The sequence below is a fragment of the Roseateles sp. genome, from assembly GCF_036404855.1.
Lineage (GTDB): Bacteria > Pseudomonadota > Gammaproteobacteria > Burkholderiales > Burkholderiaceae_C > Pelomonas.
This window is the reverse complement of sequence record NZ_DASWYS010000094.1, coordinates 1-15,687: the sequence shown is the minus strand read 5'-3', so window position 1 is coordinate 15,687 and position 15,687 is coordinate 1. Positions and strand designations below refer to the sequence as shown.

The 15,687-nt window shown below is 64.7% G+C and carries 11 protein-coding genes; 8 read left to right on the top strand and 3 right to left on the bottom strand.

The window, feature by feature from the left end; all coding sequences use genetic code 11:
- Positions 1–362: hypothetical protein (locus VGF12_RS06165; protein ID WP_331175165.1), on the bottom strand; the 362-nt coding region annotated here is incomplete at its 3' end.
- 104 nt (positions 363–466) lie between these two features.
- Positions 467–2,683 carry a TonB-dependent receptor gene (locus VGF12_RS06160; RefSeq protein WP_331175164.1) on the bottom strand — a complete coding sequence of 739 codons (2,217 nt, stop codon included), beginning with the start codon at positions 2,681–2,683 and terminating at the stop codon, positions 467–469.
- Between the two features lie 667 nt (positions 2,684–3,350).
- On the opposite strand from VGF12_RS06160, the gene VGF12_RS06155 reads away from it, so the two are divergent.
- From VGF12_RS06155 to VGF12_RS06125, 7 genes are all read left to right on the top strand, one after another.
- A complete protein-coding gene (locus VGF12_RS06155) occupies positions 3,351–4,301 on the top strand; it encodes an alpha/beta hydrolase (protein ID WP_331175163.1) in 951 nt (316 codons plus the stop codon).
- 8 nt (positions 4,302–4,309) lie between these two features.
- On the top strand, positions 4,310–5,836 hold the full coding sequence (locus VGF12_RS06150; protein ID WP_331175162.1) for a tannase/feruloyl esterase family alpha/beta hydrolase: 1,527 nt from the start codon (positions 4,310–4,312) through the stop codon (positions 5,834–5,836).
- A 90-nt stretch (positions 5,837–5,926) separates the two neighbouring features.
- Positions 5,927–6,346 (top strand): hypothetical protein, encoded by a 420-nt coding sequence (locus VGF12_RS06145; protein WP_331175161.1) that lies wholly within the window; start codon positions 5,927–5,929, stop codon positions 6,344–6,346.
- A gap of 57 nt (positions 6,347–6,403) precedes the next feature.
- The gene (locus VGF12_RS06140) at positions 6,404–7,330 is read left to right on the top strand and encodes a LysR family transcriptional regulator (protein ID WP_331175160.1); all 927 of its coding nucleotides are present in this window, start codon (positions 6,404–6,406) and stop codon (positions 7,328–7,330) included.
- A 276-nt stretch (positions 7,331–7,606) separates the two neighbouring features.
- Positions 7,607–9,703, top strand: a complete 2,097-nt coding sequence (locus VGF12_RS06135) for a bifunctional rhamnulose-1-phosphate aldolase/short-chain dehydrogenase (protein ID WP_331175159.1) — start codon at positions 7,607–7,609, stop codon at positions 9,701–9,703.
- 21 nt (positions 9,704–9,724) lie between these two features.
- The gene (rhaI, locus tag VGF12_RS06130) at positions 9,725–11,014 is read left to right on the top strand and encodes an L-rhamnose catabolism isomerase (RefSeq protein WP_331175158.1); all 1,290 of its coding nucleotides are present in this window, start codon (positions 9,725–9,727) and stop codon (positions 11,012–11,014) included.
- Between the two features lie 16 nt (positions 11,015–11,030).
- Entirely contained in the window at positions 11,031–12,371 is a 1,341-nt protein-coding gene (locus tag VGF12_RS06125) for an FGGY family carbohydrate kinase (RefSeq protein ID WP_331175157.1), read from the top strand.
- A gap of 22 nt (positions 12,372–12,393) precedes the next feature.
- Here the strand turns inward: VGF12_RS06125 and VGF12_RS06120 are convergent, their stop codons facing one another.
- Positions 12,394–13,521 (bottom strand): LysR substrate-binding domain-containing protein, encoded by a 1,128-nt coding sequence (locus tag VGF12_RS06120; RefSeq protein WP_331175156.1) that lies wholly within the window; start codon positions 13,519–13,521, stop codon positions 12,394–12,396.
- A gap of 345 nt (positions 13,522–13,866) precedes the next feature.
- On the opposite strand from VGF12_RS06120, the gene VGF12_RS06115 reads away from it, so the two are divergent.
- On the top strand, positions 13,867–15,549 hold the full coding sequence (locus VGF12_RS06115) for an AMP-binding protein (protein WP_331175155.1): 1,683 nt from the start codon (positions 13,867–13,869) through the stop codon (positions 15,547–15,549).
- The last annotated feature ends 138 nt before the right edge of the window (positions 15,550–15,687 follow it).

Sequence of the window (15,687 nt, the reverse complement as noted above, 5' to 3'; positions counted from 1 at the left end):
ACGAAGACCTTGCAGGAGGTGTAGTGCGCAAAGCTGTAGGGATCGCGCACGACGATGATCGGCCAGGGCCCCGCCCCCTGGGGCAGGAAGACCTGCGTGCTCAACTCCACGCCGTCGCGCATGCGGACCATGGTCTTCTCGACGGGCAGGGCCTGCGTGCGCGGGGGAACATCGGCGAGCCGTTCTCGCACGACCGATTCCGTCAGGATCTGCGTCGCGGTCCATTCGCGGATTGGGGAAACCAGCGCGACCGTCGTGATCAGCGTCAGCAGAAGGAGCAAGAGACCTCCGATGATCAAGAGAAGAAGCTTCCAGGCGCGTCGCTTCTTCTTGGGAGGCAGCGCTGCGGCGCTTGTGTTCATGGGTGACTCCTCTTCACAGATTCAACAGGGCGCATCGAGCTTCTGGTTGCGAAATGAATGAGGCCCGGCCGTGTGCGCAGCCGGGCCTCGGTTCTTTGGGTTGCTTAGAACTTCGCGTCCAGTGTCAGGCCGACAACGCGGCGAGTCTCGGGCTTGAAGGTCTGGAACGCTGCGGCGGTGTCCCCGACGAACTGACCGAGGAAGTAGCCGCTGCGACCGGCGGGGTCGAACTTGTCGAACAGGTTGCGGACGTTCAGCGTCACGCCCCACTTGTCATCTGCGGAGCGCAGACCGGCCTGTGCGCCGAAGATCGTGGCCTTGTGGGCCCAGGCCAGCGGAGCCGTCGGATCCTCGGCCGGTCGGTCTTCGTACGTGACATCGGCGCCCAGGGAGGCACGCATCCCGGCGACAGCGAAGCTGTAGGTGGCAGCCAGATTGCCACGGATCGTTGGGTCACCGCCGGTGGATCCGATGCCGCCGCGATCGGTTTCCGTCTTCATGCGGGTCAGGCCACCGTTGATCAGCAGTTCGGGCGTGACCCGTCCGTAGAAGCTGACCGATGCGCCGCGGAAGGTGGCCGACGGGGCGTTGCCGGTAACGAAACTCAGCGTGGCCGGGTCCAGCACGGTCGTCTGGAAGTCGGTCGCCTTCGTGTTGTAGACCGTCAGGTTCAGCCCGGCGCGGCCGTTCAGGAACTGGTTCTTCAGGCCCAGTTCCCAGGTCTTCGGGATCTCGGGACGAACGATGACCGAGGTGGTCGGCGTGGGCAGGACGTCGTTGACGACGGGCCCCTTGTAGCCCTTGGTGTAGAGCACATAGGCCATGTTGTTGCGCGTGAACTGATACTGCGCGCCAGCCTTGTACGAGTTGTAGGTATCGGCGAGCTCGGCATTCACCGGGCGGAGGTTCGCGGCGATGACAGCGGCCACGGCACCAGGAATCAGCGCGCCGGAAGCGACGGTCGACACGTTCTCGCGGCCGAAACGCGCGCCCATGTTGAACGTGATCTCGTCGTTGAGGCGATAGATGCCCTGCGCGAACAAGGCCACGCTGCGCGTGTTGGCCGCTTGGGTCTTCGTGTCGCCCAGGGACAGGCCGGGCGGCAGGCCGGGCGGGACGATCTTGCGCATGGAGCCGCCTTCGATGTCCTGGTCATAGTAGAAGGCGCCTGCGACGAAGTTGCCGGCATCGAAGTCGGGCGAGGTGACCCGGAATTCCTGGCTGGTGTTCTTGAACGTCTTGAACAGCGGCGCCTGGATGGCGCTCGGGACGGGCACGTTGACACCGTCCAACTCGTTGGACGTCGTATCCGACGAAGCCTTACGAAGCGCGGTGATCGAGGTCAGCGTGTATTCGTTGAGGAACCAGTCGATCTGCGCGGAGCCACCGCGGCTGCGGTCCTTGCGCTTGTAGCCTTCCGTGGCGCAGCCGTCGGTGTTTTCCTCGCTGGCCGTCACGCCGCAGGCTGCCAGCGCGTTGGTCAGTGGCGACCCTGCGGTTGTCTTGTAGAACACGACGGGGTTGCCGCCCTTGTTCTCGTTCAGCGAGTTGTCGACGCTCAGGTCGACACGCACGTCCGAGCTGGGCAGCCAGCGCAGACGGGCGCGCACGTTCTGGCGGTGGATGCCGTCCCAGGTGTCGTCGGGCAGGTTGTGGGCGATCCGAGGTTCGCGCACGGCACCCGCCACCACGCGCAGCGCGAGTTGCTCGCCCAGCGGCACGTTCACGGCCGCCTGGGCAGAGCCACTCTTGCGGGTGCGAGCCTCGACGCGCACCGCACCACCAAACTTCTTGGGGTTCGGCGCGACCGTCACGATGTTGACGATGCCGGCAGATGCGTTCTTGCCGAACAGCGTGCCCTGCGAGCCTTCGAGCACTTCCACGCGCTCGACATCGAACAGGTTGGGCGGCGTTTCCGACGCACCGCCGAGCGAGACACCATCGACGACGATGCCGACAGCGCCTTCAGCGGTGGGCGAGAACGAGGTCGCGCCGTAGCCACGGATCTTCATGCCATTGCCGGAGCCTTCCAGCGTGGGAATCGCGCGCTGCAGGTCCTCCATGGACACCAAGCGTTGCTGTTCCAGTTGCTGAGGCTGCAGGACCGACGCCGTGGCTGGCACGTCTTGCAGGCGTTCCTCGCGCTTGTTCGCCGAAACGATGACGACGTCGAGTTGATTGATGATGGGCTTGCCTGCCTCAGGCGCCGACGCGGCAGCGCTCGGAGCTGCAGGTGCGGGCGTCTGCGCCATGACTGCCTGGCTGATGGCGCACAGTGCGAGGCCTGCTGCAAGCGGCGCGCGGTTGAACTTTCTGGTCATCGCGTTGTCTCCGTCAATAGGAATGGTTGTTTGTGGAAGGTCTCGTCGCCAACGTGGGATGGCGCTCGTCAAGCCTTGATGTCATGTTGGTTCACAGGCCGTTTCTCCCGCAGCGGAGATTCACGGGGCTGTGTTGTCCAGGACCTTCATCCTGCCAAAACCTTCCGGTCGGATGTGTTTGGGGTTTTCACTCAAGCGGGGTTGATGCAGGGGCTCAACGCCAGGGAAAAGCGAGGTAGTGCGTCGCCATTCGTGATTGCATTAGTGCCACTAATGTCCCCTAGCAGGCCGCTTGGGGCGGGTAAACCGGCAGTTGAAAGTTCCGCGCGATGCCTTGCTTGAGCCGACAAGCCGTTTCGGCAGACTGCTGGTGAGACGGTGCAGGCTTCGCAACGGCGCTAATGGGTGCGATAAGTGCAGGCCATGGTGCCGATGGGTCGCATGGGGGCACCCAGTGCATGCCCGAGTTGGACAGGATGGAAAGCTTGGCAGCAGCGCCGCATCTTGGGCAAACCCTGATGCTGCATCCTGATGCGAACGGCCCGTTGTCCCCATCCGTCGCCGGGGAATCCTCGCTTCATCGGCTGCCACTGCGTGGGCATCCTCAGTGCACTGAGGTCTTCAAGACCTTCTGGTCCTGTGCTCGCCGTCGTTGGCAGCTGGCCCTTTGTTTGATGCACTGAGAGATCCCATGGTTCTTCGTACGATCCGCACCTTCCTGAATCTCGCAACTGCGGCCTCGGTTCCGTTGATGGTCGTCGCGCCGCAGGCCGTCGGCGCCACGGCTGGCGGAGCCGAAGAGGTTTTCAACGTCTGGCCCGGCGCCGCGCCTGGGACGGAACACAAGACCATGGTCGAGCGTCATGATCTTGTGAAGCTCCCGAGTGGCGAGACGCGCGTGAAAACCAACGTGAACGCGCCGACGCTCACGGTCTTCCGACCCGCTTCAGGCAAGGCCAACGGTGCTGCGGTCGTTGTCTTGCCCGGTGGAGGCTTTGGAGGACTGGCCTGGGACCTGGAGGGCATCGAGCCGGCACAGTGGCTGGTCAGTCGAGGCATCACGGCCTTCGTGCTCAAGTACCGGGTGGGCCATATCGCGCTCGAACCCGGTCAGGCACCACCCAAGGACATGGACGGCATGTTGAGGTTGATGGAGCCTGGGCGCCTGCTGGCTGTGGCCGATGCCGTCCAGGCCTTGAAGCAGGTGCGCGGCGCTGCGGCGAAGTTCGGCATCGATCCCGACCGCGTGGGCATGATGGGCTTCTCTGCCGGTGCCATCACCACGCTCGGTGTTGCCATGCAGGCCGATGCGTCTTCCCGCCCCAACTTCGCCGTCGCGGCGTACGGCATGCCGGTCAACGCCGATCAACCGGCCGCTGATGCGCCGCCATTGTTCCTGGTCCATGCACAGGACGACACGACGGTGCCGGCCGCTGGCAGCACCAAGCTGTTCGAACAGTGGCAGCACGTTCGGCGTCCAGCAGAGCTGCACATCTACTCGAAGGGCGGTCATGGTTTCGGCATGCGACTGAAGGATCAACCCGTGGGGCAGTGGCCGGAAGCGCTTGGCGCCTGGTTGACGTCATCGGGGGTGATGGAACGGGTCAAAGCGAAGTGAGCCGGACGATGCAACTGCGAACACTCGTCATGGCTGCCAGCCTCGGCTTCGGCGCTTGTGCTGCCCAAGCCGCTGGCGTGCAGGGCTGCTCTGCACTGACGGGATTGAAGGTCGAGGCCGGCTTGGTGGAAGGCGCTGAGCGAATGCAGGCGGGCGAGAAGGTGATGGGCGGGGCCACAGAGGGTGCGACTGCCGACGCGGCCATGTGCCGCGTGCGTCTGCGACTGCAACCCGTGGCGGGATCGAGCATCAACGTCGAGGTCTGGTTGCCCGAGAACTGGAACGGCAGGTTGCAGGGCTATGGTGGCGCCGGTTTCGACGGCGGGCTGTCGCTGGGTGGTGCCGCCGCGCTGAACAAGTCCATCGCGCAGGGATACGCGGCGGTCACGACCGATGTCGGCCACAAGCCGGCGCCGGGGTTGGCGCCCTGGGTGCACAAGCAGCCCGAGAAGGTGGTCGATTTCGGCCATCGCGGCAACCATCTGGCGGCAGTCGTGGCCAAGCAGGTGATTCAGGCCTACTACGGCTCGCCGGCGAAGTACGCCTACTTCTTCGGCTGCTCGAATGGCGGGCGCGACGGCCTCATGGAGGCGAGCCGCTACCCGGGTGACTACGACGGCGTGATTGCCGGAGCGCCTGCCCGGCGCTACCTGGAAGTGTTGACCAAGCTGATCTGGAATCACCGGACGGTTCATGGTTCGGAAGGTGCGTCCAAGCTCGGGGACAAGCAGGCACTAGTGCACGACGCCGTGCTGAAGAAGTGCGATGCGCTGGATGGCGTGCGGGATGGCCTGCTTGAGAACCCACGCGCATGCCGCTTCGATCCCGCCGAACTGCAGTGCAAGGCGGAGAACGGGGCCGATTGCTTGAGCTCCGCGGAGGTGACGGCCTTCCGCAGGATCTACGACGGGCCGCGACTGAGTGACGGCCGGCAGGTCATGAGCGGGCCTGCGTTGGGCAGCGAAGGCGGCCCCGACAACTGGAGCGCCTGGGTCACGACGCCGCAGGCTGCCGTGTTCGGTCAGGAGTTCTATCGCTGGATGGTGTTCGACGATCCCGACTGGAAGGTCGAGGACTTCGTGCTGAACCGCGATTACCCGTTGGCGCATCAGCGGGTCGCGTCCATCCTCAACGTGGACAGTCCCGACCTGCGTCCCTTCGCGAAGAAGGGTGGCAAGCTGCTGATGTACCAGGGCTGGAGCGACCCCGTCATTTCCGCCGCCGACACTGTCGAGTACTTTGAGAAGGTCTCTCGCCATCTGGGCGACGCGGCCGATGCGCATGTGCGGCTGTTCATGGTGCCTGCCATGGGGCATTGCGCGGGCGGACCAGGTGCAAGCGCCTTCGACATGCAGCCGGCGCTGGAGCGCTGGGTCGAACGCGGTGAAGCACCCCAACGCATCGACGCGAAGAACCCAGATCCCAACGCGGCGCCGTTCAGCCGTCCGCTGTGTCCATGGCCGCAGACTGCCCGCTACAAGGGCCAGGGGTCGGTTCGTGAAGCAGCCAGTTTCAGCTGCGCTGCAACCCGCTAGCCCGCACGCATGCCTGCGCTCATGAGACTGCCACCGTCGATCTTCCTACGCACTGCTTACTGCCTCGTTCTTCTCGCTGCAGTTCTGCCTGTGGGCATCGCCGAAACGAGCTGGCTGGGGTTGGTGGTCGGCGGCGTCGGACTCGGCCTGGTGCCGTCCTTTGCTCCGATGATCTTCATGGCCGTAGCTGCCTTTCGCATCTTCCAGATCGTGCGCAGCAGCCGGGCCCTGGAGGCCCCCCGCGCGACAGGCTTGGTCCGCATCCTGCGCTGGTTGGGGCTGCTGTTGCTCTACGGAGGCGCGCTGTCTGCGGTGGTGACCTGGGTGGTGCAGCCGCTGATGCACTGGTGGGTACCGACGAGGACGGACAGCGGCGTCGAGTTCTTCATGGAGTTCTACCTCTACATGGTCGGCGGCGTCGGCCTGGCTGGTCTGGGGCTCTTTGAATTCAGCCGCCTGCTGTCGTTTGAGCGGCAGGCTCGGCTTGAGGTGACCTCGGTCTCGTCCTGAGTTTGGAGCGCCATCGGCGCTACGATGCCTGCCACCTGAATCCAGAGAGAAGCCGCCGTGCGTGACCTGACCTTGCGCAGCCTGCGCATCTTCGACGCTGCGGCGTCGACGAGCAGCTTCTCACGCGCGGCAGAGATGCTGGGCATGACCCAGTCGGCCGTGTCTCAGCAGATTCGCGCGCTGGAGGAAGAGGTCAAGGTCAAACTGTTCGACACCCAGGCGCGACCGATTCGTCTGACGGATGCCGGACGCGAGTTGCTGAGACACGCAAGGCTAGTGCTGTCGCAGGTCAACGTGGCGATGGATTCGCTCAACTCGCTGGACGGCCAGTACCGCGGGCAGTTGCAGATCGGCGCGGTGCCCCCCGCGAACTACTTCCTGCCTGCGGTCATTGCTGCGTTTCGCGAGAAGTTCCCGGAGATGGGCATCAAGCTGGTGCTGGGTAGGCGAGACGAGCTGCTGGCCATGCTCAACGAACACCGGCTGGACCTTGTTGTCGGCAGCTACCCATCGTCCGAGACGGATGTTCAGGCCGAGGTGTTTGCGCGTCATCCTCATTGCCTGATCGCTGCGCCCGATCACCGCATGGTGGCGATGAAGGGCATTGAGTGGCGCGAACTGCGCGACGAGCCCTTCATCGCGCGCGAGGCCGATTCGGCCACGCGCCGCTTTCTGGAGCACCTGCTGCAGGTGCAGGGACTTCAGGTCAACATCAACCTCGAACTTGAAGGCAACGAGGCGGTCAAGCAGGCCGTGATGGCCGGGCTGGGCATCAGTTTCCTGTCGGCCCACGTGTTCCAGCTGGAACTGCAGATGGGCAAGTTGGCGGTGCTGGACGTGGTGGATCTGCCGAAGTGGTTGGACTGGTGTGTGATGACGCGGCGAGAGGCCGAGGAACCGGCTGCGCGGCGGGCCTTCCAGAACTTCATCTTGGCCGAGGGCGCGCGCTTCGCTGAGTGCCGCTTGGCGCGCCTCGGCGACTGAAACACTGTTCCGTCGTGCCACCGCGTGGTGCGCATGCAAATAGCTCATCAGGGTTTGCAAGGGTTCGTTCAGTGAACGCATGCTTTGGCGTGCATGGTTCGCCCGTGAGCTATGCCCTGAAGGCGTATGCAGATGCGGGCCGAGCTTGCGCGCATAAGGTTTGCTAATCGCGCACCCCAGTGGCGCTGCGTTGTGGGGCACATGCCCTCTGCCTAGAGTCCGGCCCAAGTGGAGGCAGTACCTGCCTTGCCTGCTTGCTCACCAACCCGGAACATCATGTCTACGAGCCAACCTTTCCCCCGCTGGGACGACCAATTCGCTGCCGGCCTCGACGAGCCGCAACTGCTGCAATACCGATCGAACCTGCTGGGCTCCGATCTGCGCATCACGAACTACGGTGGTGGCAACACGTCGGCCAAGGTCCTGCAGTCGGACCCCTTGAGTGGCAAGCCTGTCGAGGTGCTGTGGGTGAAGGGCTCGGGCGGCGACCTGGGCTCCATGAAGCTGGACGGTTTCTCCACGCTGTATATGGACAAGCTGCGCGAGCTGAAGGCGCTTTATCGCGGCCTGGAGCATGAAGACGAGATGGTGGCCTATCTGCCCCACTGCACCTTCAATCTGAATCCGCGCGCCGCTTCCATCGACACGCCGCTGCATTCATCCTTGCCCTACACGCATGTCGATCACATGCACCCCGATGCCGTGATCGCCATCGCGGCCATGGAGAACTCCAAGGACATCACCGAGAAGGTGTTCGAGGGCCAGGTCGGCTGGATGCAATGGCTGCGTCCCGGGTACGAGCTGGGCCAACAGCTGGCGGCCTACAACGAGGCGCATCCGGGCCTGCGCGGCATCGTGCTGGCAGGGCACGGGCTGTTCAGCTGGGGCGAGTCGGCCAAGGCCTGCTACGAAAACACCGTCGACCTGATCGCACGCGCCCAGGCCTGGCTGGAACAGGAGCGCAAGCGCCGGGGCGCGGTTGCGTTTGGCGGCGCACAGTCGGACTCGCTGCTGGCCGAGGAGCGGGACGCCGTGCTCGCCAAGGTCGTCCCCGTGCTGCGCGGACTGTCCTCGCAGGCCAATCCCATGTTGGCCCACGTCAACACGTCGGCTGAAGTGCTGGAGTTCGTGAACTCGCGCGACCTGGCGCCGCTGGCTGCGCTGGGGACCTCGTGCCCCGACCATTTTCTCCGCACGAAGATCCGCCCGCTGGTGGTGGCCGAGGAGGTCTACAACAAGTCCGGTGATGATCTCAAGGCACTGCTGGGGCAACTTCTGGCCGACTACCGCGCCGACTACACGGCCTACTACGAGCGCTGCAGGCGCGCCAGCAGCCCGGCGCTGCGCGACCCCAATCCGGTGGTGATCCTGCTGCCTCGCGTGGGCATGGTGACCATCGCCAAGGACAAGGCCACCGCGCGGATTGCCGGCGAGTTCTACGTGAACGCCATCAACGTGATGCGAGAAGCCAATGCCGTGGACAAGTACGTCGGCCTGCCTGAACAGGAGGCATTCGACATCGAGTACTGGCTGCTGGAAGAAGCCAAGCTTCAGCGCATGCCGCGTCCCAAGCCGATGGTCGGCAAGGTGGCCCTTGTGACCGGCGGGGCTGGCGGCATCGGCCAGGCCATCGTCCACCGTCTGTTGGCGGACGGCGCGTGCGTCGTGCTGTCGGACATCGACCAAGCGTCGCTGGAGACCGCCGTGTCCGCGATGGGCAAGAAGTACGGTGCTGATCATGTGCGCGGTGTGGTGACCGACGTCACAGACGAGCGCAGCGTGGTCGCAGCATTCGACTACGCGGCCGTGCAATACGGCGGCGTGGACATCGTGGTCAGCAACGCCGGCATCGCGTCGGCCGCTCCGCTGGAGGAAACGTCGCTGGAACTCTGGAACCGCAACCAGAGCATCCTCGCGACGGGCTATTTCCTGGTGTGCCGCGAGGCCTTCAAGCAGATGAAGGCCAAGGGGCTCGGCGGCAGCATCGTCGTGGTGGCCAGCAAGAACGGCATGGTGGCGAGCAACCAGGCAACGGCCTATTGCGCGGCGAAGGCCGCCGAGATCCAGCTCAGCCGCAATTTGGCGCTGGAGGGCGCGCCGCTGGGTATCCGCTCCAACGTCGTCAACCCCGATGCCGTCATCCGTGGTTCCAAGATCTGGACCGGCAAGTGGAGCGAGGAGCGCGCGGCCGCCAACAAGATCGACGAGGGCGACCTGGAGGCCTTCTACCGCGAGCGTTCCATGCTCAAGCGCAGCGTCTTCGCCGAAGACATCGCCGAGGCCACCTACTTCTTCGCGTCGGAACTGTCGGCCAAGAGCACCGGCAACATCGTCAACGTGGATGCCGGCAACCTCGCCGCATTCACCCGCTGAGCGGTCGCAGGAGATTCAAGCATGAGCATCATCTCTGCCGACGTCATTGCAGCCAGCAATGAACCGCTGCTGGAGCAGCAGAAGAGGGACTACCTGCATTTGACGGAGCAACTCGCGCGCCGTCGAATTGACATCGAGGCCGTCAAGGCCAAGGTGAAGCGCTTCGAGGTGGCGCTGCCGTCATGGGGCGTGGGAACGGGCGGCACACGCTTCGCGCGATTCCCTGGTGCTGGCGAACCCCGCCATGTGTTCGACAAGCTGCAGGACTGTGGCGTCGTGCACCAGCTCACGCGCTGCACACCGGGTGTCTCGCTGCATCTGCCTTGGGACCATTGCAGCGATTACAGCGAGCTGCGCGGACAGGCGAAGTCCATGGGCCTGTACTTCGATGCGGTGAACTCCAACACCTTTTCGGACCAGCGCGATCAGCCGCACAGCTACAAGTTCGGAAGCCTGACGCACACCGATGCCGCCACCCGCGCACAAGCCGTCGAGCACAACCTGGCTGTGATTGCCGCCGGGCAAGAGCTGGGCTCCAAGGCGCTGACCGTCTGGATCGGTGACGGCAGCAACTTCCCGGGCCAGCAGCACTTCCGCCGCGCTTTCGACCGCTACCTGGACAGCGCCAGCAAAATCTACGACGCGCTGCCCGACGACTGGCGCATGTTCCTGGAGCACAAGATCTGCGAGCCGGCGTTCTACTCGACCGTCATCCAGGACTGGGGTTCCAGCTACCTTGCGGCCAGCGCGCTGGGAAAGAAGGCGCAGTGTCTGGTGGACCTGGGCCACCACGCACCCAATGTCAACATCGAGCTGATCGTCGCGCGCCTGATCGCTGCGGGCAAGCTGGCCGGCTTCCACTTCAACGACAGCAAGTACGGCGACGACGATCTCGACGCCGGCAGCGTCTCGCCTTACCGGCTCTTCCTCGTCTTCAATGAGCTGGTTGCCGCGGAACATGAGGCGGTTCAAGGCTTCAACCCCGCGTACATGCTCGACCAGAGCCACAACGTCACCGACCCCGTGGAGAGCCTGATGAGCAGCGCAGCCCAGGTGCTGCGCAGCTATGCCCAGGCCTTGCTGGTGGATCGTGCGGCACTGGATGCGGCTCAGGATGGCAACGACGCGCTGGTGGCCACGCAGCTGCTGAAGAAGGGCTTCGAGACCGACGTGACCCCGCTGCTGCAGCAGTTACGCCTGGAAGAAGGCGGCGCCATCGATCTCATCGGCGCCTACCGCGCGAGCGGCTACCGCGCCCGCGTGGCGCAGCAGCGGCCCGCCAGCCAGGGCGGTGGAGGCGGCATTGTCTGAGCGTGGTCTCACCCTGGTGCTCGACGTCGGCAAGACGCGCACCAAGCTGTTGGCTATCGACGAGGACGGCCAACTGGTGCAGAGCTGGGCATGTGAGAGCCGCTCGGTGCAGGCCGCTGCCGGATACCTGGCGCTCGACACCGCAGGTGTTCAAACGTGGTTGTGCGAGACCCTTGCCGGAATGGGGCCGCTGCGCAGCGCGGTGCGCAGCATCGTGCCGATCACGCATGGAGCGGCGCTGGCGGGCATCGGCGCGACGGGATTGGCGCTTCCTGTGGCCGACTACGAGTTCGAAGGCTTCAACGACAGGACGGCGGACTGGGCGGAAAGAGTGGACCCCTTCGGCGAGACTTTGAGTCCTCTGCTGCCGCAAGGGCTGAACGCGGCGACGCAGTTGGACTGGATGCAGCGCCATCAACCCGAGCGCATGAAGCAGGTGACGCGCTGGATGCCCTACGCGCAGTACTGGGCCTGGTGGCTCAGCGGCGTGGCCAGCACGGAGGTATCGGCATTGGGGTGCCACACGCTGCTCTGGTTGCCACGGGAAGGGCGGTGGTCTGCGCTGGCTCGCCGCGAGGGATGGGCCGCGCGCTTTGCGCCGGTGCGCAACGCCTGGGACACCGTCGGCGTGGTCCGCCCCGAGCTGGCGTCGTCTCTTGGGCTTCCGCAGGGGGTGCGTGTGCACTGCGGTGCACACGACAGCAATGCCTGCCTGGCGCGCTACCTGCGCAGCTGGCCCCGCATGACGCTGGTATCCAGTGGCACCTGGGTAGTGGTCATGGCATCCAGCGCATCGCTCGCGGCATTGGACGGCGAACGCGACTTCCTGGGCAATGTGTCGGTGCGCGGCGATGTCGTCCCGACCGGGCGGTTCATGGGTGGACGGAGTGTGGAGCGGCTGTGCGCCGGGGCATCGCCGGACCTTGCGGATTCGCAGGTGCTGAGGCGTCTGGTCAGCCAGGGCGTGAGCGTCGACAAGGAAGGACGACATGTGGGCCTGCCTGACGGTCGTCTGCTTCCCGCCGAACGGGGCGCAGAGGCCTTCAATCCTCGCGAACGAGCGACGCTGGCATCGCTGCATGCCGCGCAGGCCACCCACGATTGCCTGAACGCGCTGGGAGCTGTCGGGCCCGTCACCGTCGATGGTCCGCTGGCGAACAACGATGTGTACCTGGATGTGCTGGCTGCACTCCAAGGCGACGTGCATGCCAGCGAAGATGTGATTGAAGGGACCGCCCGCGGCGGCTATGTGCTGTCGCGCTGGACCGAACCACGCCCGAGCCAGCCATGTGTGCGCAGCATCACCGTGCCGGCAGACGCTGGCATGCTGAAAGGCATCGCACTCGCCGCCGCCTAGTGGCGGCGACGATCCATGCGACTCAGGCAGGCAGGGGCTCTGCCTTGGCCTGGGTCGGGACATAAAAGGGATAGGCGCTGGCCCGGTAGTTCACGGCAGAGTCGAAGGGGACGTGGTTGGAAGCCCGCCCTTGCGGGCCCACATTGATGAATCGGCTGCCCATGGGCAGCAGCGGCGCGCGGCGGACCGCTGACCCTTGGGTGATCTCAAGTGGCGCCACCGCAGGTGGTTGCGGGCCGTCCAGCTTGCAGCCCATGAAGGCCAGCGCGTCCTCCATGACAAAGTCCCTGAAGGCCTGCCGGATGGCGTGAGGTGCCTGATCTCGGGGGCTGAGGATGCACCAGTCCAGCCACTTGGGTGTGCCCGCCACTTTCAGCACTGCCAGTTTGCCGGCTTCCAATTCGAGCTGGAACACGTGGGCCGACAGAAAGCTGATGCCCAAGCCCGCAATCACCGCCTGCTTGACCGTCTCATTGCCCTCAAGCTCCAGCCGCGCCTTGACGTCCAGCTTCTGCGTCTGCAGCAGGTGCTCCAGGAAGTTCCTCGTCGCCGAACCTGCCTCTCTGAAGATCAAGGTTTCGCCTTGCAGGTCCTGCCAGGTCAGGTCATCGCGCCCGGCAAGTGGATGGTTGGCAGGCGCCACCAAGCAGTGCGGGTTGCGAGCGAAGGTTTCCGCTTCCACGTCGGTGGCCGATGACGGAAAGCCACCGATCATCAGGTCGATCTCGTGTGCCCCCAGCTTCTTCAGCAGCGAGTCGCGCTTGCCGACACTGAGCTTGATCCGCACGTCCGCGTAGCGCTTGCGGAAGGCCGTGATGAGTTGCGGCACGAAGTAGTACGCAGGTGATACGACGCCGATATGCAGCTGCCCTCGGAACTCGCTTTCGAGCGACGAGAGCGCGTCGGACGCGACGTTGATCTGGGCCAGGATGACCCGTGCGTGACGCAGCAGCGCGCGCCCGGCGTCGGTCAACTGAATAGGGCGCCCCAGTGTGTCGAAGAGGCGTGTGCCAACCTCGTCTTCGAGTGCCCGAATCTGCTGCGATGCAGCCGATTGCGTGATGCCCACCAGTTCAGAGCCGCGAGAGAAGCTGCATGCCGAAGCCACAGCTTCAAAGATGCGCAGTGAGCGCAATGTGACGTTTCGCATATGTCTCCTCGAACGTCATCTAAAAAACTTCCAGCTGGATGAATTTTGAGGCGAAACGGTTTCCTCGCGCAATGATTTTTTGTATCGACTGCGCGGGAGCCATGGAAACGGAGGGGGCGCGCGCCGTTTGTCGAAGGCAGTAGCGCGGCTAATAGCAAGCCCTGCGCACCTGTCGCGAGCAAGCGGGTAGCGCATGCTTTGGGGGTTTTCCCTTGTGTTGGAGCGGCGGCCGAGGCTGACGAGGGACGGACCTCCAAGCTGACCGCTGCGGTGGATGCCCGATCACGCTTGGAATGCCGCCTCGGCACCATGACGCTCAGTCAAAGACAGCACGGAGACACCCGCATGACCAACCGTCCCTGGCTCGCCGAGTACCCGGCGGGCGTTCCTCACGACGTCGACTGCAGCACCTATCCCAGCGTCGTCGCGCTGATGGAGGAAAGCTTTGTGCGTCATCGGGACGCGAGCGCCTATCGCCTCGGTCCGCAGCATCTGACGTATGGGGCGCTGGATCGGTATTCGCTGGCCTTCGCGTCCTTCCTGCAGGGACTGGGGCTGGCGCAGAAGGACCGCGTGGCCATCATGCTGCCTAACCTGCTGCAGTACCCCGTGGCCGCTGCGGGCATCCTGCGAGCGGGTCTGATCGCGGTGAATGTGAACCCGCTGTACACGTTGCGGGAACTGGAGCATCAACTTCGCGACAGCGGTGCGAGTGCGCTCGTCATCTTCGCGCCCATCTTCGCCGCCATGGGCGAAGGCCTGCAGGCGGCTCTGAAGGCCTTGGGCATCGGGACCGTGGTGCTTGCCAGTCCGACAGATCGGTTCGCCGTGGGAGACGCGCCAGCCGCGACTGAGACGGGTCCAGGAACGCCCATCGCGTTCGACGATGCTCTGGCTCTCGGCTTGCGTAACGACTGGCGGCGTCCCGACCTCCAGGCCGAGGACATTGCCGTCTTGCAGTACACCGGCGGCACGACCGGCGTCAGCAAGGGAGCGAGCCTTTCGCACCGCGCACTGGTTGCCAACGTGTTGAGCTCCGAGGCGTGGATGCGGCCCGGCTGGCAGGGCAAGACCATCACGGGACGGCTGAACATCGTCTGCGCCTTGCCGCTGTACCACGTGTTCGCGTTCACGATGTGCGCGCTGCTGGGTATGCGAACCGGCGCGCAGGTTCTGCTGATTCCGAACGCCCGGGACATGGCGCAGACGCTGGCGTTGTTGAAGCCGCACAAGCTGCATGTCTTCCCTGCGGTCAACACGCTGTTCAACGGCCTTTCGAGCCACCCGGACTTCGGTTCGCTGGACATGAGCGAGCTGTGCGTCAGCGTGGGTGGGGGCACTGCAGTGATGCCGGCCGTAGCCGAACGCTGGCTGGCGCTGACTGGATGCCCGATCGTTGAAGGCTACGGCCTGTCCGAGACGACGGCTGCGGTGACCTGCAACCGTGCCGATTTGAAGGACTTCACCGGCACCGTGGGACTGCCGTTTCCGGGTGTGGACATCCGCATCCGGGATGACGACGGACGCGATGTGGCGCTGGGCCAGCCCGGCGAGATCGTCATCAAGTCGCCGCAGCTGATGTCAGGCTACTGGAATCGCCCGGACGACACGGCCGCCGCGATGACAGCGGACGGCTTCTTCATGTCCGGCGATGTCGGCGTCATGGACGAACGCGGCTACGTGCGCATCGTGGACCGCAAGAAGGACATGGTCCTCGTAAGCGGATTCAATGTGTATCCCAGCGAGATCGAGGCTGTGGTGACCTCGCTGCCCGCAGTTGCGGAATGTGCGGTGATCGGTGTGCCAGACGAACAGACCGGCGAGGCGGTCCAGATCTTTGTCGTGCCGCGTGACCCGTCCTTGAGCGCTGACGCCGTACGCGAATTCTGCGCCGTGCATCTGACTGGCTACAAGCGACCGAAGGTGATCGAGTTGCGCAGCGACCTGCCGAAAAGCCCCGTCGGCAAGGTGCTTCGCCGTGAACTGAGGGCCGAGGTTCTCGCGCGCAACGAGCAGTCTTTCGAATGAGTGCGAGCCCCGCCCGGCATCCTGAAGGCGTGGCATGCGCACGTGGCGTCATCGCCAGCGTGGCGGTGATCGGCGCCGATGCGGCCGGGGCGAGCATCGCGATGCGGTATCTCGACGCCGGCATTCCGGTAACGCTGA

Coding starts and splice junctions, on each gene's coding strand:
- VGF12_RS06135 (WP_331175159.1), top strand. CDS start 7,607: ATGTCTACGAGCCAACCTTTCCCCCGCTGGGACGACCAATTCGCTGCC.
- VGF12_RS06115 (WP_331175155.1), top strand. CDS start 13,867: ATGACCAACCGTCCCTGGCTCGCCGAGTACCCGGCGGGCGTTCCTCAC.
- VGF12_RS06160 (WP_331175164.1), bottom strand. CDS start 2,683: ATGACCAGAAAGTTCAACCGCGCGCCGCTTGCAGCAGGCCTCGCACTG.
- rhaI (WP_331175158.1), top strand. CDS start 9,725: ATGAGCATCATCTCTGCCGACGTCATTGCAGCCAGCAATGAACCGCTG.
- VGF12_RS06150 (WP_331175162.1), top strand. CDS start 4,310: ATGCAACTGCGAACACTCGTCATGGCTGCCAGCCTCGGCTTCGGCGCT.
- VGF12_RS06120 (WP_331175156.1), bottom strand. CDS start 13,521: ATGCGAAACGTCACATTGCGCTCACTGCGCATCTTTGAAGCTGTGGCT.